We start from the raw sequence: 26006 nt of genomic DNA on the forward strand, positions 1-26006 counted from the left end.
CTTTAAGTTTTATTAAATAAAAAGGAGCAACATTAAATGTTGCTCCCGATACTATTTTTAGATTTAATAAGAATCAAATGTTTTCAGCCAACCAATCCCCTACTTCTTTGGTTCCATAAGCTTTTCCACCATCGGCTAAATCTTCAGTTACTATACCTTTACTTAAAGCTTCATTTACAACATTTCTAATTGCTTTTCCTTCTTCTTGTAAACCAAAGTTTTCAAACATCATAGCTGCTGATAAAACAGTAGCCATTGGGTTAGCTATATTTAATCCTGTTGCCTGCGGATAAGACCCATGAATAGGCTCAAATAAACCAATATCAGAACCTAAAGATGCAGAAGGCATTAATCCCATTGAACCAGAAATTACAGAAGCCTCATCCGTTAAAATATCTCCAAATAAATTTTCAGTTATTAAAACGTCGTAGCTATTTGGCCATTGTACCAAGCGCATCGCTACAGCATCAACAAACTCATAACTCACTTCAACTTCAGGATAATCCTTTTCCATGGCTTGTACTGTTTCTCTCCAAAGTCTAGAAGTTTCCAAAACATTTGCTTTATCAACACAGCAAAGTTTTTTACCACGTGTCATGGCTAATTCAAATCCTTTTTTTGCTAAGCGTTGCACCTCAGATCTAGTATAAACACAATTATCAAAAGCTGTTTCTCCTTTATCTCTTCTACCCTTTTCACCAAAATAAATACCGCCAGTTAGCTCACGTAAAAACACTAAATCTGTGCCCTCAATACGTTCTTGTTTTAAAGGCGATTTATCTAATAATGAAGGAAATGTGAACGTTGGGCGCACATTAGCAAACAAACCTAAAGCTTTACGCATTTTTAACAAACCTTGCTCTGGACGAACCTTAGCTGAAGGGTCATTATCAAAACGTGGGTGACCAATAGCACCAAACAAGACTGCATCAGAACTTTTACAAATCTCATGCGTTTCATCTGGATAAGGTTCGCCAACAGCATCAATTGCTGCAGCTCCTGTTAATGCGGGTTTCCAATTAATTTCGTGTCCAAATTTCTTTGCAACCGCATCACTAACTTTTACTGCTTGATCTATTACTTCTGGTCCAATACCATCACCAGCCAAAAGTGCAATATTTAATTTCATCTATTTATATTCTTAATTAATAATAATATTTAACATTTTTTCTGTTGCCTTAATTGCAGATACTGTTTGATCTGAGTCTAAACCTCTAGTTTTAAATTCCTTTTCTGGATTTTTCCAAGTAATAATCGTTTCACATAATGCATCTGAATTACTTCCGGGTGGAATTCTTACCGCGTAATCAATCAAACTAGGCAATACAATCTTTTTACTTTTAAAGATACTTTTCACAGCATTCATAAAGGCATCATATTGTCCGTCACCCTGTGAATTCTCTTCAAAAGTCTCATCTTCAATGGTAATGGAAACCGTTGTAGAAGGTTTTAATCCTTTTGAATGTGTTAATACATAGGAGTTTACTTTTACTTTTTCCTCATATGTTCTATCTAAAACATCAGAAATAATATATGGTAAATCCTCTTTGGTAACCACTTGTTTTTTATCGCCCAACTCAATAATACGCTGGGTTACTTTTTTAAGGTCCTCTTCATCTAATTGAAGTCCTAATTGCTGTAAGTTCTTTTGAATATTAGCTTTTCCAGATGATTTTCCTAAAGCATATTGGCGTTTTCTTCCAAAGCGTTCGGGCATCAAATCACTGAAATATAAATTCTTTTTATTATCGCCATCAGCATGTATTCCTGCTGTTTGCGTAAATACGTTAGCGCCAATAATGGGTTTATTTGCAGGAATCATAACTCCTGAGAAATTCTCTACTAACTTACTTACCGTGTATAGCATTTTTTCATTTACACCAATTTTTATCTCAGGCATAAAATCATTAATGACTGCAATTGTACTAGACATTGGCGCGTTTCCAGCACGTTCTCCCATACCATTAACCGTTAAATGCAATCCATCTGCTCCTGCTTTTACACCTTCCATAGCATTAGAAACACCTAAGTCATAATCATTGTGGGTATGGAAATCAAAATGTAAATCTGGATAAGTATCTTTTATTTCTTTTATAAAATCGAAAGACTCTTTTGGTGTTAAAACACCTAAGGTATCTGGGAGCATAATTCTAGCTACATCTTGAGTTTTCAAAAAATCTAAAAACTCATAAACATAAGCTTTGGAATTTCGCATGCCGTTACTCCAATCTTCTAAATAAACATTAGTTTTTATATCGTGTTTTTTAGCAAGAGTAATATTGTTTTCTATTTCTTTAAAGTGCTGATTTGGAGTTTTTTTAAGCTGATGAGTTAAATGATTTAAAGAACCTTTAGTAAGTAGGTTTTGAACCTTAGCTCCTGCTTCAATCATCCATTTTATAGATAAACCTTTATCTACAAAAGTTAATACTTCAACAGCTTCTATATAATTATTTTTTGAAGCCCAATCAGTAATGTCTTTTACGGCTTGAAGCTCACCTTCAGAAACGCGTGCAGATGCAATTTCTATACGGTCAACTTTTAATTCTTCAAGTAAAAGTTTGGCAATAGTCAATTTTTCTGAAGCAGAAAACGACACTGTCGAGGTTTGTTCACCATCGCGCAATGTCGTATCCATTATTTCTATGTGCTTTACACCACTCATTGATTAGAAAGGACGAGATTCAGTAAATGTTTCTATCTCACTTTTCATGCTTTGTAAATAGTCGATATCATCAAAACCATTTAACATGTTTCCTTTTTTGTAACCATTGATATCAAAAGATTCTTTTGAACCAGTTGATAATAATGTTATTGTTTGCTCTTGTAAATCAACTTCTAATTCTGTATTAGCATCAGCATAAATTGCTTCAAAAATTTCATTTGAAAATTCTGGGCTAATTTGAACTGGCAAAACGCCAATATTTAAACAGTTATTCTTGAAAATATCTGCAAAAAAACTAGAGACTACACAACGGAAACCATAATCATATACCGCCCAAGCAGCATGCTCTCTAGAAGACCCAGAACCAAAGTTCTTTCCTCCTACTAATATTTTCCCTTTGTAAATAGGATTGTTTAAAACAAAATCTTGCTTTGGTGTGTTATCACCATTATATCTCCAATCACGGAATAAATTATCTCCAAAACCTTCACGCTTTGTAGCTTTTAAAAAACGTGCTGGTATAATTTGGTCTGTATCTACATTCTCTATTGGTAATGGAACTGCAGTACTCGTTAATTTTGTGAATTTATCGTAAGCCATTTTCTTATATTCTAAATTATTAAAGTAATTCTCTCGGATCTGTTACTACTCCTGTAACTGCGGCAGCTGCAGCAACTAACGGACTAGCAAGTAACGTTCTTGATCCTGGTCCTTGACGACCTTCAAAGTTTCTGTTGGATGTACTTACTGCATACTTCCCAGCAGGTACTTTATCATCATTCATGGCTAAACAAGCTGAACAACCTGGTTCTCTAAGTACAAATCCAGCTTCTTCAAAAATATCAAGTAATCCTTCTTCTTTAATTTTAGCTTCAACAACATGAGACCCTGGAACTAACCAAGCTGTAACGTTGTCTGCCTTTTTTCTACCTTTAACAATAGAAGCAAATGCTCTAAAATCTTCAATACGTCCGTTTGTACAACTTCCAATAAATACGTAATCGATTTTCTTCCCAATCATCTGGTCGTTTTCAGCGTAACCCATATAGGCTAAAGACTTATCATAAGTTGCTTTTCCGCCTTCAACAGATTCTGCAGTTGGAATATTATTAGAAATACCCATACCCATACCTGGATTTGTACCGTATGTAATCATAGGTTCAATATCACTGGCATCAAAAGTTAATTCTTTATCAAAAACAACACCTTCGTCTGTTTTTAATGTTTTCCAATATGCCATAGCCTTATCCCAATCAGCACCTTTTGGGGTTTTAGGACGACCCTTTATATAATCAAATGTTTTCTCATCTGGAGCAACCATACCGCCACGAGCACCCATCTCAATAGATAAGTTACACACCGTCATACGGCCTTCCATAGTCATGTTTTCAAAAACATCTCCAGCATACTCAACAAAATACCCTGTTGCACCAGAAGTTGTTAATTTAGAAATGATATATAAACCAACATCTTTAGGCGTAACACCTTTATTTAAAGTGCCATTAACGCTAATACGCATTTTCTTTGGCTTAGGCTGCATGATACATTGTGTGGTTAACACCATTTCAACTTCTGAAGTACCAATACCAAAAGCAATAGCTCCGAAAGCTCCGTGAGTTGATGTATGCGAATCTCCACAAACAATTGTTGCTCCTGGAAGTGTTATACCGTTTTCTGGACCTACAACATGAACAATACCATTATTTTCATGACCTAAACCCCAATGACTAATACCATATTTATTAGCATTATCTTCTAACGTTTTTAACTGGTTAGCAGATAATGGATCTTGAACCGGTAAATGTTGGTTTATTGTTGGCGTATTATGATCTGCCACAGCGAATGTACGCTCTGGATATAACACACTTAATCCTCTACTTTCTAAACCTACAAAAGCTACAGGACTTGTAACTTCGTGAATTAAATGACGGTCTATATACAATACGTCTGGTCCATCTTCAATGTTTCGTACCACATGCGAATCCCAAACTTTGTCAAACAATGATTTACTCATAAGTAATTTAAATTTTTTATAAAGTCTTCAAAGTTAATTTTTATTACAGATAATCGAAACTTTAGACCACCTTGTTATTTTATTTTTATAAAATAAATAATGGACGCATTTTTCATTGCATTTTATGCAATAAAAACTAAAAAATGATTATAATCTTTAAAGGATAATAAGAATAAGATTTTAAAGTCTATCCTTTACATATTCAACTTGTGTTTTTCCATGAGGTAAAACCTTTCCGTCTGGTCCAATATTTACCATAACTATATTTGAAATGGTAATAATAGTCTCTCTTGTCATCATATTTCTAACCTCGCAACTCAAGGTTAAAGATGCTTTACCAAATTTTACAGGTTTAATGCCAATTTCAATAACATCACCTTGTTTTGCCGAAGCAATAAAGTCTATTTCACTAATGAATTTTGTAACAATTTTTTGGTTTTCAAGTTGAACTATGCTGTATAAAGCTGCCTCTTCATCAATCCATTCTAAAAGTCGTCCTCCAAAAAGAGTACCATTTGCGTTTAAATCTTCTGGTTTAATCCATTTTCTAGTGTGAAATCTCATTGTTATGATATAATTTAAAATAATGTTTTTTGTGAATCTTCATTAGGAATGGTTAATGAATAGCCTAATTCTGAATTCAATTTTTTTATAAAGTAAGCCGATAATAGTGGGGATTCTTTTTCTATGTTTTGATGTATGAAAAAATCGATTTCTTTAATACCTTGATTTTTCCATAGTTTTAAGCGATCCACCCAATCATCTAAACGACTATAATCTGTTTCATGATTTGCGCCAACATAACGAACAAAAGCGGTAGCATTAGTTAATCGCATATGCATTAAATCGCGCCTTCCTGCTGTGTCAACAATAACATTTGAAATATTATTTGCCTCTAAAAGTTGATATAAATCTTCTGCAATAGCTTTATCATTATACCAATTAGTATGGCGAAATTCTATAGCTAAAGGAATTTCTTTTGGCCAATTTTCAACAAAAGTAATCACTCTATCAAAATCTTTAGGAGCGAAATTACTATGCATTTGTAAAAAAATTGTTCCTAATTTTTCTTTTAGGTTTGAAGCGTTATATAAATAATTTTCAACCACAGCGTCTGTTTCGTTCAATCGTTTCCAGTGGCTAATTTCTTGATTTAGCTTTGGAAAAAATTTAAACCCCTTGGGGGTTTTATCATACCATTTAGAGAATTGTTCAGCAGGAAATATTCTATAAAACGTAGCATTCATCTCTATAGAATTAAATTGAGACGAGTAGTATCCTAATTCGTCTTTCGTACCCCTTGGATAAAAACCTTTTAGATCTGCCTTATTCCATTTTGCACATCCAACATAAATTTCTGGAATATTGTCATCCTTAACTTTTTCAAGCACTTTTTTAGTATCTGGATGGTCTTTTGGGAATGTAAAGTCTATTAATTCTGGATTGTCAACGCTTCCGAATTTCATGTTTTATATTTTCAATAAAGATAGAAAAATCTTTAATGTTGATAACCTCGTTAACAAGTATAAAGTTTAGAACCAAATTCAAGAGTTATTAATCAATATTTTTATTGAAAATCTACAAAAATGAACTCCAGACAATTTAATCTTAAAAGTATTAGACCTGAAATTTTAACTGCCACTATTAATGATAACATGAGTTCTGATGAGCGTTTTCAGAATTTAGTGTTGCGTCCAATAATTAAATTTCAAAATGATTTATTAATTGCTGTTTTTAGAAATTATATAAAAAAGCACAAGTCGGTTTTTTATGATTTATCCTTAGAGAAACGAATAGATTATATAGAAAATGCCATTCAAAAAGACATGAAACTTCGAAACTCTATGAAAGGCATGATTATAGGTCAGTTTACGGTTGAAGAATACAATATATATATTGAAAATTCTTCTGCTTTGAATAAGCGTATGATGAATATTGTTAAACAGCGGTTGTTGAGTAATATTCAACTTTTTGAGAAGCCTGAGTTGTTAGCGGCGGTTTAATTTTATAATTCTAGCTAATCAACATAAAAGTATCCTTTAACTTTTTTTACTATTGAATTGTCAAGATATATTTGTCTGATTCTATAATGTGTATCTTTAGGACTTTCACTATAAACAAGTACTTGTAGATGTGCAACATCTTTTTTTGGTTTCCAATAAATTAAAGGTTCGCCAAGAATTTCTTTCACTTGAGTATCACTCATTCCTATTTTTATTTTATTAAAATTGGCATGAGAATAATTATTAGCATATTTAGTATCAGTAACAAATAAAACATCTAAAAACTCTCCAGAAATACCATCTATTTTTATCCTATCTATTGTTTCGCCTTGAAAAAAACATATTATCCCAAAAACTATCAAAACTAAAATAAACTTGTATTTGTTCTTCATATTTAAATTACTCAAAAAGATTTTTGATGATGCCAATTAAATCATTGAAACCCCATTCAAATCCGTAGTTAATACATCACTCATATAATCAAAAAAAGGTCGAATCGCTTTAAATGACGTATCTATTTCATTTAAAAAATTCGCATCAAGTACTTCTTTGTCTGTAAATTTCTTGGTGAAGATGTATTGTTTTTTCTTAATTAAATCAATGGCTTTATGGTCTTTAGCAAAGCCTCTTGGAGCTGACTTAACTTCATCCCCAACAAATGTATCTCCCCAAACCGAATTGAATTTTTTATTAGCTAGAATCTCACGAATTTCAGAGTCGTCCATTTCAAATTCTTTACGAATACGCATTAAATCTTCTTTTGCTGGTTCCCAAAAACCAGTAGCTATAAAGCTTTGATTATTTGGTTGAATATGTAAATAGTAACCACCTCGTAATCTGGGTTTTGTACGATGAAACGATCCTCCAAAATGGGTTTTATAAGGTAGTTTGTTTTTCGAGAAACGCACATCTCGATAAATCCTAAATATTTTCAATTTATCAATCTCATCATGAATATTTAAGTTTTCTAGAATAGCATTGTAAAACAATTTTACTTCGCCTTCAATAGCCTTAAATTCTGGTTTATTTTCATTAAACCAATCACGGTTATTATTCTTTTCTAAATTTTTAAAAAAGGTGAAAACATTCTTAGAGACAACTAAACTCATTAATTTTATATTTTTTATAAAGCTACGAAAGCTTTAGTATTATTCAAACTCTATTTTGTTAAGAATCAAACCAGAAGCAGGAGCTATATAATCCATCTTAACTCTGCTATCTTGAACCAAACTATTCTTAATATCTTGAAGCATTAATTTCCCTTTACCTAAATCAATCAAAGTACCCATCATTAGCCTAATTTGATTTCGCATAAACCCCTTCCCTTTTACTCTCAATAAATATGTTTTTTCTGGAAAGTAATTAGCAGAATAAATTGTGTTTTCTACTAACTCGCATTGTAAAATTTCACGAGTATAAATACCATTTTCTGTGGGTTTATAGCAGTAAGACCATAAGTAATTTTCACCTTCAAAAAGTTTTGCTCCTTGTTTCATGAGTTCTACATCTAAATCATCTAAAATGGTTGTCATTATTGGCGCACAAAAAGGATGACACTTTTCTCCAAAAGCAAATAAATACAAATACTCTTTCACCTTTGAATGATTAATGATATTAAAGGTTGAATCAACTTCTCTGATATTTAAAGCACGAATATCCTGCGGTAAATTATAATTAAATAATTGTAGGAAAACATCAAGATCTTCAATAGGCTCTGATACAAACAATTCGAAAGCGGCATTTTCAGCTGAAACCATGGCATCGGTTCTTCCTGAGCTTAAACTCTTAAAATACTGTCCTTCAAGTATGAAATTCAATGTTCTATCAATCATTAAATGCAAAGTTTTTACTTTCGGTTGTTTTTGCCAACCATGAAAACGATAACCTAAAAATTGAATATTTATAACGTAGAAGTACTTTTTCATTTCTTTTTTAAAAAGGATTTGAAAATAGACTATTTATTAATTGTGACAAAAAATTTATACATTGTATTACTTTTTTACTAAATAAAAACTAATAATTATGAGTAACTCAACAAACAAACCTCCAATTTGGTTCTGGATAGTAAGCGTAATTGCTTTAGTATGGAATGGCATGGGTGTAAATGCATATTTACAACAAGCCTATAATACAGAAAGTTACAGAGCTATGTATACTGCGGAACAACTAGAAATTGAATCTAACCTGCCAGCTTTTGTAACCGCTGCCTTTGCTATTGCTGTTTTTGCTGGTGCACTTGCAGCTATTGGACTATTATTAAGAAAATCTTGGTCTGTAAAACTATGGGTACTATCCTTAATTGCAGTAATTGTGCAAATGGGCTATCTTTTAATAAATGGTTTTGCTTCAAGTACAGGAATGACAATTATGATAATTGCTTTTGCTTTTATTTTTGTTTGGTTTGCCAGAAAATCTGAAGCTAATGGGTGGTTGTCTTAATCAAAAATAAAGTCGATTTAATAAGGTATTAAATAAGTAATACCTTTTTTTATGAAATAAATCTAAGTTATATTTAAATAAAAATTTGAAAATTAAATACCCTTTTGATAGCGCTATAAAAAGTCATTTTTTAATTGCTTTAGGTTTGACTATTTGGATTTTTGTCTTCCTATATTTTACTGAACCCTTAGATGTTAGCGAATTTGGTAATAGAGAAAAACTAATTTACTTACCTATATACGGGCTTTTAGGAGGAGTTTCTTATCTATTATTTTTACCGTTTCAAAATCTCCTTTTTAAAAAAAGTAAAAAGCGATGGACTCTTTTAAATGAAATGGTGTTTTTAACCGTTTTTACATTAGTTGCAATTACTTTAGCAAGACTATTTTACATTTATGTAATTATGATTAATGAAAGAAATCCTTATCCGTTAGGGTATATGATTTCTGATATTTATTTACCTGCCATTGCAACCATTTTACCTATAATAATTATTGGCCGTTTTTCTTTTGGAAAATATAAGGAAAAGCGAATAGAAAATCAGAAAATTGAAATAAAAGGTGAAGGCAATTATGAAGGTTTACGACTTCAAATAAATAATTTAATATCAATACAATCTTCGGACAATTATATAGAGGTACAACATTTTTAAGGTAATCTTGTTAAAAAAACTTTGATTAGAAATAAACTATCAGTAATTGATAATGAATTTTCAGAATTGATTAGAATACATCGTTCATATTTAATAAATCCATTTCATTTTCAAACATGGAAAACTCAAAATGGCAAACATCTGCTTGTACTTTCAAATAATATAGAAACACCTGTTTCTAAAACTTATCTTGAGGCGACAAAAGAAGTACTAAATTTCACCACAAAGCAATAGTATTTCATCCCAAAGTACTGTTATCATTGAATTTTTGAAGATTAATAAAATACTTTTGTTTAAGAAAGTTTAATCAAAAAAAATAGTGACCATGAAAAATTTATTAAAATTTTGTTTAATTATTCTATTTAATAGTTCAGTATTTTATGCCCAAACAGAAACATGTAATTGTAAGATAGATTTAGATTTTCTAATTACAAAAATGAAAAAAATGCCTTCTTACAAGAAACAGATAAAAGGTGAAAAACAAGTTAAATTTCAAAACACTTATAATATACTTTCAGAGAAAATGACAAACCCAATTAGCATCGTAGACTGTTATAAGATGCTACAGGAACAAATGATGATAGTAAACGATTTACATGCCAATATTTATTTTGATTCGGAATACTTTAACAAAGATGATTATGACGACAAAAAGAAATTAGAAGATTTTATTAATTCTGATAATTTCAAAAACCATCCAAGAACTAACAAAGACTTAGTTTTTTTGAAAAGTGACTTGAAAGTTAAGACAAAAAATAGTTTTGAAGGTATTTATAATTATGGAAAAAAAGTAACTATTGGCATATATAAGACTAAAGACGAAAATTACCATGCTGTAGTTTTAACCAGTGATTCTAAAATATGGGAACCCGGACAAATAAAATTCAAAGCAAAAAGAAATGAGTTTGGCAAATATGATGTATTAGCGTATGATGATTTTACCAGAAAATTAATGATGGTGAAAAGTTTAACTTTTGAAAATGGAAGGTTCTGGAAATACAAGAAAATAGATAATTCAACTAATTTTGAAATAGAGGTAAATAATGAAACCAACTGGGATTTTAAGCAATTAAATATTGATACTCAATATATATATTTTGGAGACTTCTCCTCGTTTTCATCAAAAAAACAAGAAAGCATTTAAAGATTTCTACGAAAAGCACAAAAATAGTTTTGAAAGTGTAAAACACATTATTATTGATTTAAGAAATAATGGTGGAGGAAATAAAAAATTATCAGATCCTTTTTTAAAGTTATTCAAAAAAAGTGGAGCAAAACTTTTTGTTTTAACCAATAGCTTTACGGGCAGTAACGCAGAACAATTTACGGTTAAGCTAAAAAACATAAAAGGCACAACTCATTTAGGTCAAACTACTTATGGTTTAATTTCTTACGGCTTAAATTACGGCAAAACATATAAGACACCGTCAGGTTATTTTAGCATTTTACCAACAGATATGAACTTTCATGAATTCTACAAATACGAAGGCTTTGGTATAGCGCCAGACATAAAACTAGATTTTAATAGCGATTGGATTAAACAAACACTTAGTATTATAAAAAATGAGAACTAGTAATTAAGAGTAAAATGTGTTTCTAATGCACGATTAAACTTTCTATTTACATTAGAATAACTGCCTATAGAAATTCTATCGGTAGTTTTATTTATGTCTGCCTTTAAGTTCTTCCTCTATATCTTTTAATGTGAATCCTTTTGCTTGTAGTAGCATTAAATAGTGAAATAATAAATCTGCAGATTCGTATAAGAATAATTCATCATTATTATCCATAGCCTCGATAACAGTTTCAACAGCCTCCTCACCTACTTTTTGAGCTACTTTATTAATGCCTTTTGAAAATAAACTAGCTACATAAGATTTTTTAGTCTCTTTATTGGCAATACGTTCTGCAATCACATCTTCTAAAGTTGAAAAGAATCCATATGAAGAATTATTTCCCTCTTTCCAGCATGTATCCGTTCCTTTATGACATGTTGGTCCAACAGGATGTACTTGAATCAATAATGAATCGTTATCACAATCATTTTTAATATCAACAAGGTTTAAAAAATTCCCACTCTCTTCACCTTTGGTCCATAAACGCTGCTTGCTTCTGCTAAAAAAAGTCACTTGTTTTATGTCTATTGTTTTTTGATAAGCGTCTTCATTCATATAGCCTAACATCAAAACCTTTTTTGTTGTGAAGTCTTGGATGATGGCTGGCACTAGTCCGTTTGAGTCGTATTTAATTGTCATAATTTCTTGTCATTCCTGCGAAGGCAGGAATCTATTTTTATTTAAACTTAATTGTGGATTCCTGCCTTCGCAGGAATGACAACTATAATCTAACCTCTATATTATTAGCTTTTAATTCTTTTTTCAATTCTGGAATAGGAATTTCGCCAAAGTGAAATACACTAGCTGCCAAAGCAGCATCAGATTTACCTTTTTCAAAAGTATCAATAAAATGCTGAACATTCCCTGCGCCTCCTGAGGCTATTATTGGAATATTCAACTCCTCTGATAATTTAGCTAAGGCGTCATTTGCAAATCCATTTTTTGTGCCATCATGATTCATAGATGTAAACAAAATTTCTCCAGCACCACGTTCTTCAACTTCTTTAGCCCATTCAAATAACTTAATATCTGTTGGAATTGTTCCTCCAGCGAGATGTACAAACCACTCGCCATCAATTTGTTTAGCATCAATAGCAACAACTACACATTGACTTCCAAATTTATCAGCCAATTCATTAATTAATTCTGGTCGTTTTACTGCTGACGAATTAATAGACACTTTGTCTGCACCACATTGTAATAAAGCATCTACATGCTCCACACTGGAAATACCACCACCTACTGTAAAAGGGATATTTACTTGTTCTGCTACATGTAATACCATGTCTAAAGTAGTTCCTCTATTCTCTAAAGTTGCGGCAATATCTAAAAACACCAATTCATCAGCACCATGATCAGCATATTGTTTTGCTAGTTCGACTGGATCACCAGCATCTCGCAAGTCAACAAAATTGACACCTTTAACTGTGCGTCCGTTTTTAATATCTAAACAAGGTATAATTCTTTTTGTTAGCATTATACAAATTTTTCTAATTGATAAAGGCTGATTCTATTCTCATAAATAGCTTTTCCGATAATAACACCTTCACAACCTAATTCTATTAATTTTGGTAATTCATCAATATGTGAAATTCCACCAGAAGCAATTAATTTTATAGACTGATCATTACTGCTATTACTGCATTCTCCGATTATGCTTTTATATAATTCAAAAGAAGGTCCTTCAAGCATACCATCTTTTGAAATATCAGTACAAATTACATACTGAATGCCTTTTTTTTGATAGTCTTTTATAAACGGAATAACATCCTCATTACTATCTTCTTGCCAACCACTAATGGCTATTTTACCCGCATTACTATCTGCACCAAGTATGATTTTTTCACTACCATATTTATTAATCCAGCCTTCAAACGTTTTAGTATCTTTTACAGCAATACTTCCACCTGTAATTTGTCGTGCTCCAGAATTAAATGCAATGTGTAAGTCTTCATCTGCTTTTAAACCGCCACCAAAATCAATTTTTAATTTTGTTTTAGAAGCAATTTGCTCTAAGACTTTGTAGTTTACAATATGCTTCGCCTTAGCGCCATCTAAATCAACCAAATGAAGATATTCAATCCCTGAGGCTTCAAACATTTTTGCAACTTCAAGTGGGTTTTCATTATACACTTTTTTTGTATCGTAATCACCTTTTGTAAGACGAACGCATTTTCCGTCTATAATGTCTATGGCTGGTATTATTCTCATTTATTATATATTTGTTTATATGAATATCATAAAAAATTTAGCTTTTAGGTTTTTCATTTCAATTGCTTTTGCCCAAGGTTTAGCTAGAATTTTTCCTAAATATGAGGATTTGATTTTGATTTCATTGACTATTGCTTTATATGCGTTATTATCGTATTTGGCTAAGAAATTTTAATCACATTTTGATAAAATTATGTAATATTTTTGCTCCTGCAACACTACTTTTTTCTGGATGGAATTGGGTTCCATAAAAATTTTCATGTTTTAAAGCAGAGGCATAATTAATCTCGTAATCTGTTGCTGCTATGGTTTCATTACAATGCTCTGCATAATAACTGTGAACCAAATACATGTATTCGTTTTCTTTGATATCGTTAAACAAATCAGATTTTAAATCTTTAATAACATTCCATCCCATTTGCGGTACTTTCACATTATCAGAAAAGCGTTTAACTTTGGTTTGAAATATACCTAAACCTTCGGTATCGCCTTCTTCAGTATGTAAACACATGAGTTGCATGCCTAAACAAATACCCAAAACCGGTTGTTTAAGCGTAGGAATCAATTCATCTAAACCACTTTCTCTAAGCATTTTCATTGCAGAACTAGCCTCTCCAACTCCTGGAAAAATAACTTTATCGGCATCTTTTATTTCTTCAGGATTATTTGACAGAATTGCATCATAACCTAAACGATTAAAAGCAAACTGGATACTCTTTATGTTTCCTGCTCCGTAATTTATTATTACTAACTTCATTATAGCATTCCCTTTGTACTCGGTAAAAACATTTTATTTGAATCTCTTTTTACAGCCATTTTCATCGCCTTAGCAAAAGCTTTAAAAATACCTTCAATTTTATGGTGTTCGTTAGTACCTTCTGCTTTAATGTTTAAATTACATTTTGCCCCATCGGTAAATGATTTAAACAAGTGAAAAAACATTTCAGTTGGCATATCTCCTATTTTTTCACGCTTAAATTCGGCATCCCATTCTAACCAGTTTCTTCCGCCAAAATCAACTGCTACTTGTGCTAAACAATCATCCATTGGTAAACAAAAACCATAACGTTCAATACCAAGTTTATTTCCTAATGCTTTGTTGAACAATTCACCTAAAGCAATCATGGTATCTTCAATAGTATGGTGTTCATCAACTTCTAAATCACCATCAACTTTTACAGTTAAATCCATAGCACCATGACGTCCAATTTGATCTAACATGTGATCAAAAAACGATAAACCAGTATTAATATCATTTTTACCAGAACCATCTAAATTTAATTTGATATATATCTGTGTTTCATTGGTGTTACGTGTAATTTCTTCAACACGATCTTGAAGTTTTAAAAACTCATATATTTCTGACCAATCAGTACTTTTTAAAGCAATAGCATCAAATATCTCTTGTTTAGAACTTTCAATTTCATCAGCTCCTAATTCTGGGTCTTCAGATAGATAAATACCTTTAGCTCCTAAATTTTTAGCCAACTCCATATCTGTTATTCTATCACCCAACACAAAAGAATTTGCCAAATCATAATCTTCTGAAAAATATTGAGTTAACAAGCCTGTTCTTGGTTTACGTGTTTCTGCATTTTCATGCGGAAACGTTTTATCAATATGAATAGCGGAAAACACAACCCCTTCTTTTGCAAACGCATCAATAATTTTATTTTGAGCTGGCCAAAAGGTATCTTCAGGAAAACTGTCGGTTCCTAAGCCATCTTGATTAGTTACCATAACGAGTTCGTAATCCAATTCATTTGCTATTTTAGCCATGTATTGAAATACTTTTGGATAGTATTCTAACTTCTCTAAGCTATCTAATTGATAGTCCACTGGTGGTTCTAACACAAGTGTTCCATCTCTATCTATAAATAATACTTTTTTCATTATATAGATTTTAAAGTATCTATTAATATTTTATTTTCTTCAGGAGTTCCAACTGTAAAACGTAAACAATTTTCACATCCTGGTTGAGTGGTTCTATTTCTAATGACAATCCCTTTTTTAATTAATTGATTATAACGTTTTGTTGCATCATCTACTTTTACCAAAATAAAATTAGCATCTGATGGATATATTTTAGAAATATAATCTACAAATTTCAATTCTTTAACTAAAGCCTCTCGTTCTTGTAAAATAGCTTCAACTTGTTGTGTTGTTAACTCGTTTTGCTCTAGTTGAGAAATAGCTTTTTGTTGTGTTAACTCATTAACGTTATAAGGAGGCTTAATACGGTTTAAAACTGAAATAATCTCCTCTGAAGCAAAACAAATTCCTAAACGAATACCAGCCATTCCGTAAGCTTTTGAAAGTGTTTGAGTTACCATTAAATTAGGAAACTCGCTTAATCTACTTGCCCAACTTTCTTCATTAGAAAAATCAATATACGCTTCATCAATAACCACAATACCTTTGAATTCTTTTATCAACTTTTCAATTGAAGAAGCTTCAAAACTGTTCCCTGTTGGATTGTTTGGTGAACATAAAAATAACAACTTCGAATTTGAATCTGCTATTTCAAGAATCTCATCAACTTTAGGTTGAAAATTTTCATCTAACTGAACACTTTTAATCTCAATAGCATTAATATTTGCTAATACACTATACATGCCATAAGTTGGTGGCAATGTGATGATATTATCATGATTAGGTTCGCAAAATGCTCTATAAATCAAATCTAAAACTTCATCACTTCCATTGCCTAAAAGAATGTTTTGCTTAGGAATACCTTTTATTTCTGAAAGTAATGATTTTACTGTTTGCTGTTTGGGATCTGGATAACGATTAACGCCATTTTCAAACGGGTTTTCATTTGCATCTAAAAATACCATATCGCCACTATTACCTTGAAACTCATCCCTTGCAGAAGAATATGGTTTTAGCACTTTTACAGTCGGCCTTATTAAATCTTGAATATTCATTATTTCAAATCCTTTAATCTTATAGTTACAGCATTTTTATGTGCCTGTAAGCCTTCTGCTTCTGCCATTAACTCAATAGTTTCTCCAATATTCAAAAGTCCTTCTTTTGATATTTTTTGAAACGTCATATTCTTCATGAAGCTATCAAGATTTACACCAGAGTATGCTTTTGAAAAACCGTTAGTTGGCAGTGTATGATTAGTTCCAGAAGCATAATCACCCGCACTTTCAGGAGTATAATCACCTATGAAAACTGAACCTGCATTATTAATATTATCTATATATAAATCTTCATTTTCACAACAGATAATATAATGTTCAGGCCCGTATGCATCAATTAATTCTAAAGCCAAACTATCATTTTCAATAAAAATCAATTTTGAATTCGATATTGCTTTTTCAGCGATAGCCTTACGTGGTAGCACTTTTAATTGTTTTGAAACTTCTTCTGAAACATCATTAATTAATGATTCAGATGTTGAGACCAAAATAACCTGACTGTCTGTTCCATGTTCCGCCTGACTTAATAAATCTGAAGCTACATAAGACGCATTTGCTGTTTTATCTGCAAATACTAATAACTCACTTGGACCTGCAGGCATATCTATAGCAACACCATGTTTGGTTGCAATTTGTTTGGCGACAGTAACAAACTGATTTCCTGGTCCAAAAATTTTATAGACCTGAGGAATAGTTTCAGTTCCAAATGTTAATCCGGCAATGGCTTGAATACCTCCTACTTTTATAATTTTTGTAACCCCACATAGTTGTGCTGCAAATAAAATTTCTGGTGCTAACTCACCTTCTTTATTTGGTGGCGAACACAAAACAATCTCCTTACAACCTGCAATTTGCGCAGGTACTGTTAACATTAAAACAGTTGAAAACAAAGGAGCTGTGCCTCCAGGAATATATAAACCAACTTTTTGAATCGGTCTTTTTTCCTGCCAACATTGCACGCCTTTTGTAGTTTCTATCTCTATTTTTGTTGTTTTTTGAGCAGTATGAAATACTTCTATATTTGCTTTTGCTTTTCTAATAGCTTCTTGAAGTTTTTCAGGAACTTGCTCTATTGCTTTTTTAATTTCTATGGAAGTGACAACATTTGAATCTAATGAAACACCATCGAATTTATTCGTATATTTTTTAATCGCGGCATCACCATTTTCAGAGACATCAAGGAATATTTCGTTTACAGTTCCTTCAATATCTCCTAAGGTTTGTGTTGGTCTGGACAATAATTCTGCCCATTGATTTCTATCTGGATTTTTAATTGTCTGCATAACTAATTAATTAAAGTACCATTTTTTCAATCGGACACACTAAAATACCTTGTGCACCTTTAGCTTTAAGATCATCAATTACTTCCCAAAACTGGTTTTTACTAATTACTGAGTGAATTGAACTCCAACCTTCTTCTGCTAATGGCAAAACCGTTGGACTCTTCATTCCTGGCAGTACATTAATAATATCTTTAACCTTATCATTTGGTGCATTTAGTAATACATACTTTGAATTTCTTCCCTTTAAAACCGACTGAATCCTAAATTGAATCTTTTCTAAGATTGCTTGTCTTTCTGCATTTAATTTGGGAGAAACGGCTAAAACTGCTTCCGATTTTAAAATCGTATCAACTTCTTTTAAATTATTTTTAAACAAAGTGCTTCCACTAGAAACAATATCACAGATAGCATCGGCTAAACCAATATTTGGTGCTATTTCTACAGAGCCGTTAATGATGTGCAGATTTGCTTTTACACCGTTTTTATCCAAAAATTGTTGTACTGTGTTTGGGTATGATGTTGCAATACGCTTACCTTCTAAATCTTTTATACTAGTATAATTATCAGCCTTAGGTACTGCAATGCAAACACGACAAGTTGAAAAGCCTAACTGCTCAACAACATTTATGCCCTCGCCTTTTTCTATTAAAACGTTTTCTCCAATAATGGCAGCATCAACCACACCATCCTTCAAATATTGAGGAATATCGCCATTTCTTAAATAGAAAACCTCAACTGGAAATCCTTTAGCTGATGCTTTTAATTGGTCTTTTCCATTATCAATAGAAATACCTATATCTTTCAATAATTTCATTGAGTCTTCGTTTAAACGACCCGATTTCTGTACTGCAATTCTTAATTTACTCATTATCTTGTTTTTATGAGTTTGAAACTACCAAGCTGGAACTTAAATTAAAAAACCCGCTTGATTGTCTCAAACGGGTTTAAATATATTTTGATTTTATTCAATACATTTTCACTTCGCTTGAGAGCAAATATGAAAATGATGATGTAATTGAATAAATGTCATGTTCTTTATTTATTTTGTGCAAATATCTATAATTTATGTGATTAAAACCAAATTATAAATACAATTCTTCTAACAATTCAACAATTTTAATATTTAACCATAAAAAATTAATAATTTCTAAAAGATTATATTAATTGCTGAATTATTTAATTTTAGGCTTATTGATTTCCTAGTATAATTGGCATTCCACTATCTCCAGATCCAATAACAATTACTTTACTATTTGGAGACTCTGAAAGCTTAACAGTTGCTTCAATACCTTTATCTTGAAGGATTTTATCAGTTAAAGAAGAGTTTAGAATTTTATTTGCATCTGCTTTTCCTTGGGCTTCAATACGTTGTTTCTCAGCTTCTTTTTCAGCGGTTACTAATCTAAATTCATATTCTAAAGATTCCTGTTCTTGTTTTAATTTACGCTCAATAGCATCTTTAATTGTTGGAGGTAAAGTAACATCTCTTACTAGCACTTCATTTAATTGCACATATTGTTTATCAAGTATTTTCTTGGTTTCTTCATATATTTCAACTTGAATAGCATCACGTTTAGTTGAATATAAATCATCAGGTGTATAACGCCCAATAACACTCCTTGCTGCACTACGAATTGCAGGTTGAATAACTCGTTGTAAATAACCCTGTCCAAGAGATTGGTGTAAATTACCTAAATCGTTGTAAACGGGTTCATACCAAGCCGAGGCATCAATTTGAATTTCTAATCCGTTTGATGATAATACTTTCATTTTTTCAAAAAGCTCTTGTTGACGAACTTCATAAACATACACTTTATTCCAAGGAGCAACAATATGAAATCCTTCTCCCATTGGAGGCTCATCTGTTACAACACCATCTCCAAAGGTTTTAAAAAGAACTCCTGCCTCTCCAGAATCTATTGTCACAGCAGATTTTGCTAATAAGACAACTAATATAATTGCCCCAATAATAAAAGGCAATGCTACTTTAGGTAATTTTTCCATTTTTATTTTATTTTAAATTAATCCGTTATATTTTCTCAAAAACCACTCTAAACCTAAGCTAAGCGCTATAATGGCTAACAAGTATTTCCAATCTATCAAAGGTATGGTATTTTTACTGCTTTTTTGAATAGGAACGTAACGATTATCATTAAGTAAATCATTTAACATATTCTTAGTGTCAGCAATAAAAGAACTCGCACCAGAACTATTAGTACCAAGTAACTGCAATTTTGTTACATCTGCATTTAAAAATTGTTCTTCTACGTTATACTCTAAAATTTGAAAGCTACCAGATTTAGAAATATTTTCACTTTTAGCTTTTACAGTAAAATCATAAGTAGATGGTTGTAAATTACTTAAATCTACTTGGTAATTATTGTTCTTGATAGTTAAAGGATATATTATTTCTTCATTATTAGACTTATTTTTTAAGGTAATATTTAAAGTTTCTCGTGCATCAAATGAGTAATTTTTATCGAAAAACTCTGCTTTAATAATAATGTTCCCACTACCGTTATAAAATGATTCATAATCTAAATTTAAGCGACTTTTTTGTTTATTTGAGGCTAAATATTGAACCAATTTACCAACAAAATCATCAAATTTGTTAAACGTCTTTTCATTTAAATAACTTTGAGCGCGCCATTGCCATATATTTTCTCCAAACAAGACCGCTTCTCTTTTTCCGTTAGTTTCATAGGTAGCTAAAAGTGGTTGATTGATTGAAACGCCTCTAACTGTTTTCTCTAAAATTGACTGAAATGGTAGATTAAATTTAACATCTCCATAGTATGATAATAAAGGCGGAAAAGATTCAAAATTTAAATCATCTACAATAAATGTTGAGTAGTTGATGTTTAATTCGGCTTGATAGTTTTCTGTTTGATTTGTTATATCATGAGAGTAGTTTTTAGATACACGATTTAAAAAACTTAAGTTAGATTTTGTACCTACAACAACAAATTTATTTTTATTTTGTTCTTCTAATCTATCATATATAGTATTAAACTTATTATTTGGCTGATATAGTATAATTAATTGAAAATCATTAACTTGATTAATTATCTTTATCGGATCCAAAATAGCTACTGAGCGTTGTTCATTACTTTCAATACTTTTTTTTAAGGCACCTAAATCTGGATGTGAAAAATCACTTACTAATGCTATTTTTGTTTTCTGATTGATAACATCAACTGCAAAATCCTTCGAGTTGTTAATAATGTTTTTTTCATTATCTAAAGGAACAATTGTAGCCTTATAATTACTAACACCTACTCTACTAGCAGGTAGAGTAAAACTAATTACTTCAGAATTATCTTTTTTAGAAAAGTTTATCTCTTTGGAGTAAACTGTTGTATTTCCACTTTTAACTACAAAAGTTGATTTGACTGCACGATTACCATTATAAACTAAAATGGCTTCAATTGGAAACCTATTTTTTAAAAAAGCATACCTATTAACATTTAATTGCTGAATCTTTAAATCTGTATATGTTATGGTATCTCCTAGTATTATTGGGTAAATAGGCTGTTTGTAAGTGTTAGATGAAAACTGATAGTCGTTACCATAGGTTTGATTTCCGTCCGTAATTAAAATAGTTGGTGAAGTAGTTTGTTTATAAATTTGATTTAACTGACTAAAGACTTTAGATATATTAGTTTGCTTTTCAGAAAACGTAATAGAATCAGATGACTTTAAGTTTTCGCCAAACGTATAATAATCTATATTAAACTTGTTTTGAATCTTGTTATCAGCCTTAATTTCTTCAATTAATCTAAGTACGTTCTCATCTTGTTTTAGATGTTTAATTGAAGTTGAGTTATCAATAGCTACAACTAAATTAGGCTTTTCAATAGATACTTTTATTTGATCAAAACTTGGATTTATGATGAGTAGTAAAACAGAAAAAAAACTTAGAAATCTTAAAAAAGCAAAAAGGATGTTTAACCTAGACAAGGTTTTCTTTTTAGTCAAATACTGAAAAAGCGCTAAACCTAGCGCTATAATTCCAGCAATTATGATGTAAAATAAAGTTTCTGTTTGCATTTAAAGACCTCTCAACTATGCTCAAGGTAATAGTTATTAGGTTAACATTCCACCGTCAACATTTAATGTTTGTCCTGTAATGTAGGCACTCATATCACTGGCTAAAAACACGCAAACATTTGCTATATCTTCAGGTGTACCTCCTCGTTTTAAAGGAATTCCTGCTCGCCAACCCTTTACCACTTCTTCATCCAATTTTGCTGTCATTTCGGTTTCAATAAATCCTGGCGCAACAACGTTACTCCTTATGTTTCTGGAACCCAGCTCTAAAGCTACAGATTTAGAAAAACCAATAATTCCAGCTTTTGAAGCTGCATAATTAGTTTGTCCAGCGTTTCCTTTTACACCAACTACAGAACTCATATTAATAATTGACCCTTTTCTTTGTTTAAGCATCGTCCTTTGAACAGCTTTTGTCATGTTAAAAACTGACTTCAGGTTTACTTCAATAACCTTATCAAAATCTTCTTCACCCATTCGCATTAGTAAATTATCTTTTGTAATACCTGCATTATTTACTAAAACATCAATACTACCAAATTCTTCAAGCACTTCTTTAGCTAATTTCTGAGCTTCATCAAAACTAGCTGCGTTACTTTTATAACCTTTGGCTTTTACTCCCAAGTCATTCAGTTCATTTTCTAATGCATTTGCCGCATCAACTGATGAGCTATAGGTAAACGCTACATTTGCTCCTTGCTCTGCAAAAACTTGTGCTATTCCTTTTCCTATACCACGGCTTGCCCCAGTTATAATAGCCGTTTTCCCCTCTAATAATTTCATGTATATGTGTAGTTAGTTTGTTTTAAATCTAGATATATTCAAATATAGCAAATACAAATGTTTTCAAATAAAAAAACCTCACAAGATTTGCAAGGTTTTGATGTATGTTAAATTAAATTTAGCCTAAAACTTCAGCTATCTTTTTTCCAATTTCTGCAGGAGAATCTACAACATGTATTCCACAAGCTCTCATAATCTTCTTTTTAGCTTGAGCCGTATCGTCACTTCCGCCTACAATAGCCCCAGCATGCCCCATTGTTCGACCAGCAGGAGCTGTTTCACCTGCAATAAAGCCAACAATTGGTTTTTTACTTCCACTTGCTTTATACCAATTTGCAGCATCAGCTTCTAATTGTCCTCCAATTTCACCAATCATGACTACAGCTTCAGTTTCTGAGTCATTTATTAATAATTCAACGGCTTCTTTAGTTGTTGTTCCTATAATTGGATCTCCACCAATACCAATAGCAGTAGTAATTCCTAAGCCTTGTTTTACAACTTGATCTGCCGCTTCATAAGTTAGAGTACCTGATTTAGATACAATACCTACTTTTCCTGATTTAAATACAAAACCTGGCATAATACCAACTTTTGCTTCACCCGGAGTTATAACACCTGGACAGTTTGGACCAATTAATCTGCATCCTTTGTTCTTTATGTAGCTTGATGCTGTAATCATATCAGCAACAGGAATTCCTTCAGTTATTGTAATAATTACTTTAATACCTGCATCTGCAGCTTCCATAATAGCATCTGCGGCAAATGCTGGCGGAACAAATATAATAGTAGTATCAGCACCAACTTTATCTACAGCTTCTTTTACGGTATTAAAAACTGGTTTACCTAAATGTGTTTGACCACCTTTACCGGGCGTTACACCACCAACAACATTGGTTCCGTAGTCAATCATTTGTGTGGCATGGAAAGTACCTTCACTACCGGTAAAACCTTGAACTATAATTTTTGAATCTTTGTTTACTAAAACACTCATTTATTTATTTTTTATTTGAATAAAGCCTTGCAAAAATACTTTTTTTAAAGCTATTTTATAAGATTAAATTTTACTTTTTTGATTTTAAATGTTCTAAAATTTCTGGAATTTTTCGAATAGAGGCTATCTCTTTGTATTTAGTTCTAAAATCATCTGCAGGAATTCCAAAATAACTTTTGCCACCTTCAAGAGATTTACTGACTCCTGCCTTTGCAGATATTACAGCTTTGGCACCAATGGTTATTCCACTTGTAATTCCAACTTGCCCCCAAATAGTTACTTCATCTTCAACAACAACACAACCAGCAATACCTACTTGCGATGCAATTAAACATTTTTTACCAATAATAGTATCGTGACCGATTTGGACCAAATTATCAATTTTTGTACCTGCTTTAATGGTTGTATCTGCTGTAACACCTCTATCAATAGTGCAAGAGGCTCCTAAATCAACATAGTTTTCAATAACAACACGCCCGCTTGATTTGAGTCTGTCGTACCCATCTTCTCGTTTTTTATAATAAAATGCATTTGCTCCTAAAACCGTACCAGAATGTATCGTAACATTATCTCCAATTATAGCATCATCGTATATACTAACATTAGAATGAATAACACAATTATCTCCAATTGTTACATTATTACCAATAAAACAATTGGGTTGAATTACTGTATTTTCGCCTATTGTTGCTGAATTTGAAATAGAGCTGCCAGAAGATTTAAATGGTTTAAAATAGTCTGCAAGTTTATTGAAGTCTCTAAAAGGATCATCACTTACTAAAAGTGCTTTCCCTTCGGGACATTCAACTTCTTTATTTATCAAAACTATTGTAGCTGCTGAATTTAAAGCTTTATCGTAATACTTAGGATGGTCTACAAAAACAATATCTCCAGCTTCAACAACATGAATTTCGTTCATTCCCAAAACAGGAAAATCATCGTCTCCAATAAATGAGGAATCAATTATTTCTGCAATAGACTTTAAAGTATATGGTTTAGGAAATTTCATTTACTCCTTTACACGTTCTTTATAGGTTCCTTTGGCAGTTTCAACTTTAATTTTATCGCCTTCATTTATAAATAAAGGCACATTAACCTCTGCACCTGTTTCTACAGTTGCAGGTTTTGTTGCGTTGGTTGCTGTATTTCCTTTAACTCCAGGTTCTGTATGGGTTACTTCTAAAATAACGCTTGCTGGTAAATCTACAGATAGCGGCATATTATCTTCAGTGTTTATTAAAACTGTTACCACTTCACCTTCTTTCATTAATCCTGGATTATCTAGTGCAGCTTCTAATAATCGTATTTGTGTGTAATCTGATTCATTCATAAAATGATAAAACTCACCATCATTATATAAATATTGAAATTTATGAGTTTCAACACGAACATCTTCCAATTTATGCCCTGCAGAAAATGTATTATCTAATACTTTACCCGAAGTAACACTTTTCATTTTTGTTCTTACAAATGCAGGTCCTTTTCCAGGTTTTACATGTAAAAATTCAATGATTTTATAAATATCGTTGTTATAACGAATACATAATCCGTTTCTAATATCACTAGTTGTTGCCATTTATTTAGTTTGATTTAAAATATCCTTTCATAATTCCACGATGCGAATTCTTTATAAATTGAAGAATCTCATCGCGCTCTGTAGTTGCTTCCATTTCTGCTTCTATAATCTCTGAAGCCTGAGTATTATTGTAATTTTTTTGATAGAGAATTCTGAAAATATTTTGAATCTCTCTAATTTTATCTGTTGAATAACCTCTTCTTCGTAACCCAACAGAGTTGATTCCAACATAAGATAAAGGTTCTCTAGCTGCTTTCACGTATGGAGGCACATCCTTTCTAACTAAAGATCCACCAGTTACAAAAGCATGATTACCAACTGAAACAAATTGATGTACTGCTGTCATTCCTGCTAACACTACATAATTACCAATTGTAATATGGCCTGCAAGAGTACTATTATTAGAAAAAATACAATTATTACCTACAATACAGTCGTGTGCAATGTGGCAATATGCCATAATTAGACAATTGTCACCAATTACTGTTTTCATTCTATCAGCGGTGCCTCTATTAATAGTTACGCACTCTCTAATAGTAACATTATTCCCTATTTCTACAGTAGTATCTTCGTCGTTATATTTTAAATCTTGAGGAACTGCCGATATTACTGAACCTGGAAAAATATTACAATTCTTTCCTATTCGAGCACCTTCCATTATGGTTACATTACTACCTATCCAGGTTCCCTCTCCTATTTTTACATTATTATGAATAGTTGTAAAAGGCTCAATAACCACATTTTTTGCGATTTTTGCTCCAGGATGCACGTATGCTAGTGGTTGATTCATTCTTTA

At 31.7% G+C, this 26006-nt stretch carries 30 protein-coding genes; 6 read left to right on the forward strand and 24 right to left on the reverse strand.

Features of this window, described 5'->3' with window-relative positions:
• Positions 1–73: 73 nt before the first annotated feature.
• From leuB to ABD939_RS09510, 6 genes are all read right to left on the reverse strand, one after another.
• Entirely contained in the window at positions 74–1129 is a 1056-nt protein-coding gene (leuB, locus tag ABD939_RS09485) for a 3-isopropylmalate dehydrogenase (RefSeq protein ID WP_345167589.1), read from the reverse strand.
• 12 nt (positions 1130–1141) lie between these two features.
• A complete protein-coding gene (locus tag ABD939_RS09490) occupies positions 1142–2665 on the reverse strand; it encodes an alpha-isopropylmalate synthase regulatory domain-containing protein (RefSeq protein ID WP_345167592.1) in 1524 nt (507 codons plus the stop codon).
• 3 nt (positions 2666–2668) lie between these two features.
• Complete coding sequence (gene leuD / locus ABD939_RS09495; RefSeq protein WP_345167595.1) at positions 2669–3265, reverse strand: 3-isopropylmalate dehydratase small subunit; 597 nt, start codon at positions 3263–3265, stop codon at positions 2669–2671.
• A 19-nt stretch (positions 3266–3284) separates the two neighbouring features.
• Positions 3285–4679, reverse strand: coding sequence for a 3-isopropylmalate dehydratase large subunit (leuC, locus tag ABD939_RS09500; RefSeq protein WP_345167598.1), 1395 nt, complete (start codon positions 4677–4679; stop codon positions 3285–3287).
• 180 nt (positions 4680–4859) lie between these two features.
• Complete coding sequence (locus ABD939_RS09505) at positions 4860–5243, reverse strand: acyl-CoA thioesterase (protein ID WP_345167601.1); 384 nt, start codon at positions 5241–5243, stop codon at positions 4860–4862.
• Between the two features lie 14 nt (positions 5244–5257).
• Positions 5258–6145: a DUF72 domain-containing protein gene (locus tag ABD939_RS09510; RefSeq protein WP_345167604.1), complete on the reverse strand. Its 888-nt coding sequence runs from the start codon at positions 6143–6145 to the stop codon at positions 5258–5260.
• A gap of 120 nt (positions 6146–6265) precedes the next feature.
• On the opposite strand from ABD939_RS09510, the gene ABD939_RS09515 reads away from it, so the two are divergent.
• A complete protein-coding gene (locus ABD939_RS09515) occupies positions 6266–6682 on the forward strand; it encodes a glyoxalase (RefSeq protein ID WP_345167606.1) in 417 nt (138 codons plus the stop codon).
• Between the two features lie 14 nt (positions 6683–6696).
• Here ABD939_RS09515 and ABD939_RS09520 read toward each other — a convergent pair whose 3' ends face one another.
• From ABD939_RS09520 to ABD939_RS09530, 3 genes are read right to left on the reverse strand one after another with little or no spacing between them, the layout of a single operon-like run.
• Positions 6697–7074 carry a hypothetical protein gene (locus ABD939_RS09520; protein WP_345167608.1) on the reverse strand — a complete coding sequence of 126 codons (378 nt, stop codon included), beginning with the start codon at positions 7072–7074 and terminating at the stop codon, positions 6697–6699.
• A gap of 36 nt (positions 7075–7110) precedes the next feature.
• Positions 7111–7791, reverse strand: coding sequence for a DUF2461 domain-containing protein (locus ABD939_RS09525; RefSeq protein WP_345167611.1), 681 nt, complete (start codon positions 7789–7791; stop codon positions 7111–7113).
• Between the two features lie 39 nt (positions 7792–7830).
• On the reverse strand, positions 7831–8607 hold the full coding sequence (locus tag ABD939_RS09530; RefSeq protein ID WP_345167613.1) for a tRNA pseudouridine synthase A: 777 nt from the start codon (positions 8605–8607) through the stop codon (positions 7831–7833).
• Between the two features lie 97 nt (positions 8608–8704).
• Here ABD939_RS09530 and ABD939_RS09535 point away from each other — a divergent pair, with 97 nt between their 5' ends.
• From ABD939_RS09535 to ABD939_RS09555, 5 genes are all read left to right on the forward strand, one after another.
• Positions 8705–9121 carry a hypothetical protein gene (locus ABD939_RS09535; RefSeq protein ID WP_345167614.1) on the forward strand — a complete coding sequence of 139 codons (417 nt, stop codon included), beginning with the start codon at positions 8705–8707 and terminating at the stop codon, positions 9119–9121.
• 85 nt (positions 9122–9206) lie between these two features.
• On the forward strand, positions 9207–9773 hold the full coding sequence (locus ABD939_RS09540; protein WP_345167619.1) for a LytTR family transcriptional regulator: 567 nt from the start codon (positions 9207–9209) through the stop codon (positions 9771–9773).
• Between the two features lie 21 nt (positions 9774–9794).
• Positions 9795–10007 carry a LytTR family DNA-binding domain-containing protein gene (locus ABD939_RS09545; protein WP_345167622.1) on the forward strand — a complete coding sequence of 71 codons (213 nt, stop codon included), beginning with the start codon at positions 9795–9797 and terminating at the stop codon, positions 10005–10007.
• A 91-nt stretch (positions 10008–10098) separates the two neighbouring features.
• Positions 10099–10917, forward strand: coding sequence for a hypothetical protein (locus ABD939_RS09550; RefSeq protein ID WP_345167624.1), 819 nt, complete (start codon positions 10099–10101; stop codon positions 10915–10917).
• Positions 10871–11347 carry a S41 family peptidase gene (locus tag ABD939_RS09555; RefSeq protein ID WP_345167627.1) on the forward strand — a complete coding sequence of 159 codons (477 nt, stop codon included), beginning with the start codon at positions 10871–10873 and terminating at the stop codon, positions 11345–11347. Before ABD939_RS09550 ends, ABD939_RS09555 begins: the two co-directional genes overlap by 47 nt.
• Positions 11348–11434: 87 nt before the next feature.
• Here ABD939_RS09555 and hisIE read toward each other — a convergent pair whose 3' ends face one another.
• The 15 genes from hisIE to lpxA form a co-directional block, all read right to left on the reverse strand.
• Entirely contained in the window at positions 11435–12028 is a 594-nt protein-coding gene (gene hisIE / locus ABD939_RS09560; protein ID WP_345167631.1) for a bifunctional phosphoribosyl-AMP cyclohydrolase/phosphoribosyl-ATP diphosphatase HisIE, read from the reverse strand.
• A gap of 82 nt (positions 12029–12110) precedes the next feature.
• Positions 12111–12866 carry an imidazole glycerol phosphate synthase subunit HisF gene (hisF, locus tag ABD939_RS09565; RefSeq protein ID WP_345167634.1) on the reverse strand — a complete coding sequence of 252 codons (756 nt, stop codon included), beginning with the start codon at positions 12864–12866 and terminating at the stop codon, positions 12111–12113.
• Positions 12866–13600, reverse strand: a complete 735-nt coding sequence (gene hisA / locus ABD939_RS09570; protein WP_345167637.1) for a 1-(5-phosphoribosyl)-5-[(5-phosphoribosylamino)methylideneamino]imidazole-4-carboxamide isomerase — start codon at positions 13598–13600, stop codon at positions 12866–12868. Before hisA ends, hisF begins: the two co-directional genes overlap by 1 nt.
• A gap of 175 nt (positions 13601–13775) precedes the next feature.
• Entirely contained in the window at positions 13776–14357 is a 582-nt protein-coding gene (gene hisH, locus ABD939_RS09575; RefSeq protein ID WP_345167640.1) for an imidazole glycerol phosphate synthase subunit HisH, read from the reverse strand.
• Positions 14357–15493: a bifunctional histidinol-phosphatase/imidazoleglycerol-phosphate dehydratase HisB gene (hisB, locus tag ABD939_RS09580; protein ID WP_345167643.1), complete on the reverse strand. Its 1137-nt coding sequence runs from the start codon at positions 15491–15493 to the stop codon at positions 14357–14359. The genes hisH and hisB overlap by 1 nt, the downstream gene beginning before the upstream one ends.
• On the reverse strand, positions 15493–16527 hold the full coding sequence (gene hisC / locus ABD939_RS09585; RefSeq protein WP_345167645.1) for a histidinol-phosphate transaminase: 1035 nt from the start codon (positions 16525–16527) through the stop codon (positions 15493–15495). The genes hisB and hisC overlap by 1 nt, the downstream gene beginning before the upstream one ends.
• Positions 16527–17810 (reverse strand): histidinol dehydrogenase, encoded by a 1284-nt coding sequence (hisD, locus tag ABD939_RS09590; protein WP_345167647.1) that lies wholly within the window; start codon positions 17808–17810, stop codon positions 16527–16529. Before hisD ends, hisC begins: the two co-directional genes overlap by 1 nt.
• Positions 17811–17820: 10 nt before the next feature.
• Positions 17821–18678, reverse strand: a complete 858-nt coding sequence (gene hisG, locus ABD939_RS09595) for an ATP phosphoribosyltransferase (RefSeq protein WP_345167650.1) — start codon at positions 18676–18678, stop codon at positions 17821–17823.
• Positions 18679–18998: 320 nt separating this feature from the next.
• Positions 18999–19814 (reverse strand): prohibitin family protein, encoded by an 816-nt coding sequence (locus ABD939_RS09600; protein ID WP_345167654.1) that lies wholly within the window; start codon positions 19812–19814, stop codon positions 18999–19001.
• Between the two features lie 12 nt (positions 19815–19826).
• Positions 19827–21860 carry a VWA domain-containing protein gene (locus tag ABD939_RS09605; protein ID WP_345167657.1) on the reverse strand — a complete coding sequence of 678 codons (2034 nt, stop codon included), beginning with the start codon at positions 21858–21860 and terminating at the stop codon, positions 19827–19829.
• Positions 21861–21896: 36 nt separating this feature from the next.
• Positions 21897–22643, reverse strand: coding sequence for a 3-oxoacyl-[acyl-carrier-protein] reductase (fabG, locus tag ABD939_RS09610; protein ID WP_345167659.1), 747 nt, complete (start codon positions 22641–22643; stop codon positions 21897–21899).
• A gap of 118 nt (positions 22644–22761) precedes the next feature.
• Positions 22762–23634, reverse strand: a complete 873-nt coding sequence (sucD, locus tag ABD939_RS09615) for a succinate--CoA ligase subunit alpha (RefSeq protein ID WP_345167662.1) — start codon at positions 23632–23634, stop codon at positions 22762–22764.
• A 70-nt stretch (positions 23635–23704) separates the two neighbouring features.
• Positions 23705–24643 carry a UDP-3-O-(3-hydroxymyristoyl)glucosamine N-acyltransferase gene (locus ABD939_RS09620; protein WP_345167665.1) on the reverse strand — a complete coding sequence of 313 codons (939 nt, stop codon included), beginning with the start codon at positions 24641–24643 and terminating at the stop codon, positions 23705–23707.
• A complete protein-coding gene (efp, locus tag ABD939_RS09625; RefSeq protein ID WP_345167669.1) occupies positions 24644–25210 on the reverse strand; it encodes an elongation factor P in 567 nt (188 codons plus the stop codon).
• 4 nt (positions 25211–25214) lie between these two features.
• Positions 25215–26000: an acyl-ACP--UDP-N-acetylglucosamine O-acyltransferase gene (lpxA, locus tag ABD939_RS09630; RefSeq protein ID WP_345167672.1), complete on the reverse strand. Its 786-nt coding sequence runs from the start codon at positions 25998–26000 to the stop codon at positions 25215–25217.
• Between the last annotated feature and the right edge of the window lie 6 nt (positions 26001–26006).

The organism is Algibacter aquimarinus, assembly GCF_039543265.1.
Lineage (GTDB): Bacteria > Bacteroidota > Bacteroidia > Flavobacteriales > Flavobacteriaceae > Algibacter_B > Algibacter_B aquimarinus.

What these genes read in the sequence shown, in the direction of transcription:
- ABD939_RS09620 (WP_345167665.1), bottom strand. Translation starts at nt 24,643, where the DNA reads ATGAAATTTCCTAAACCATATACTTTAAAGTCTATTGCAGAAATAATT.
- leuB (WP_345167589.1), bottom strand. Translation starts at nt 1,129, where the DNA reads ATGAAATTAAATATTGCACTTTTGGCTGGTGATGGTATTGGACCAGAA.
- hisC (WP_345167645.1), bottom strand. Translation starts at nt 16,527, where the DNA reads ATGAATATTCAAGATTTAATAAGGCCGACTGTAAAAGTGCTAAAACCA.
- fabG (WP_345167659.1), bottom strand. Translation starts at nt 22,643, where the DNA reads ATGAAATTATTAGAGGGGAAAACGGCTATTATAACTGGGGCAAGCCGT.
- ABD939_RS09520 (WP_345167608.1), bottom strand. Translation starts at nt 7,074, where the DNA reads ATGAAGAACAAATACAAGTTTATTTTAGTTTTGATAGTTTTTGGGATA.
- hisF (WP_345167634.1), bottom strand. Translation starts at nt 12,866, where the DNA reads ATGCTAACAAAAAGAATTATACCTTGTTTAGATATTAAAAACGGACGC.
- ABD939_RS09515 (WP_345167606.1), top strand. Translation starts at nt 6,266, where the DNA reads ATGAACTCCAGACAATTTAATCTTAAAAGTATTAGACCTGAAATTTTA.
- ABD939_RS09530 (WP_345167613.1), bottom strand. Translation starts at nt 8,607, where the DNA reads ATGAAAAAGTACTTCTACGTTATAAATATTCAATTTTTAGGTTATCGT.
- ABD939_RS09600 (WP_345167654.1), bottom strand. Translation starts at nt 19,814, where the DNA reads ATGGAAAAATTACCTAAAGTAGCATTGCCTTTTATTATTGGGGCAATT.
- hisB (WP_345167643.1), bottom strand. Translation starts at nt 15,493, where the DNA reads ATGAAAAAAGTATTATTTATAGATAGAGATGGAACACTTGTGTTAGAA.
- hisH (WP_345167640.1), bottom strand. Translation starts at nt 14,357, where the DNA reads ATGAAGTTAGTAATAATAAATTACGGAGCAGGAAACATAAAGAGTATC.
- lpxA (WP_345167672.1), bottom strand. Translation starts at nt 26,000, where the DNA reads ATGAATCAACCACTAGCATACGTGCATCCTGGAGCAAAAATCGCAAAA.
- hisD (WP_345167647.1), bottom strand. Translation starts at nt 17,810, where the DNA reads ATGCAGACAATTAAAAATCCAGATAGAAATCAATGGGCAGAATTATTG.
- ABD939_RS09505 (WP_345167601.1), bottom strand. Translation starts at nt 5,243, where the DNA reads ATGAGATTTCACACTAGAAAATGGATTAAACCAGAAGATTTAAACGCA.
- ABD939_RS09550 (WP_345167624.1), top strand. Translation starts at nt 10,099, where the DNA reads ATGAAAAATTTATTAAAATTTTGTTTAATTATTCTATTTAATAGTTCA.
- sucD (WP_345167662.1), bottom strand. Translation starts at nt 23,634, where the DNA reads ATGAGTGTTTTAGTAAACAAAGATTCAAAAATTATAGTTCAAGGTTTT.
- hisIE (WP_345167631.1), bottom strand. Translation starts at nt 12,028, where the DNA reads ATGACAATTAAATACGACTCAAACGGACTAGTGCCAGCCATCATCCAA.
- leuD (WP_345167595.1), bottom strand. Translation starts at nt 3,265, where the DNA reads ATGGCTTACGATAAATTCACAAAATTAACGAGTACTGCAGTTCCATTA.
- ABD939_RS09510 (WP_345167604.1), bottom strand. Translation starts at nt 6,145, where the DNA reads ATGAAATTCGGAAGCGTTGACAATCCAGAATTAATAGACTTTACATTC.
- ABD939_RS09605 (WP_345167657.1), bottom strand. Translation starts at nt 21,860, where the DNA reads ATGCAAACAGAAACTTTATTTTACATCATAATTGCTGGAATTATAGCG.
- ABD939_RS09535 (WP_345167614.1), top strand. Translation starts at nt 8,705, where the DNA reads ATGAGTAACTCAACAAACAAACCTCCAATTTGGTTCTGGATAGTAAGC.
- leuC (WP_345167598.1), bottom strand. Translation starts at nt 4,679, where the DNA reads ATGAGTAAATCATTGTTTGACAAAGTTTGGGATTCGCATGTGGTACGA.
- ABD939_RS09525 (WP_345167611.1), bottom strand. Translation starts at nt 7,791, where the DNA reads ATGAGTTTAGTTGTCTCTAAGAATGTTTTCACCTTTTTTAAAAATTTA.
- hisA (WP_345167637.1), bottom strand. Translation starts at nt 13,600, where the DNA reads ATGAGAATAATACCAGCCATAGACATTATAGACGGAAAATGCGTTCGT.
- ABD939_RS09490 (WP_345167592.1), bottom strand. Translation starts at nt 2,665, where the DNA reads ATGAGTGGTGTAAAGCACATAGAAATAATGGATACGACATTGCGCGAT.
- hisG (WP_345167650.1), bottom strand. Translation starts at nt 18,678, where the DNA reads ATGAGTAAATTAAGAATTGCAGTACAGAAATCGGGTCGTTTAAACGAA.
- efp (WP_345167669.1), bottom strand. Translation starts at nt 25,210, where the DNA reads ATGGCAACAACTAGTGATATTAGAAACGGATTATGTATTCGTTATAAC.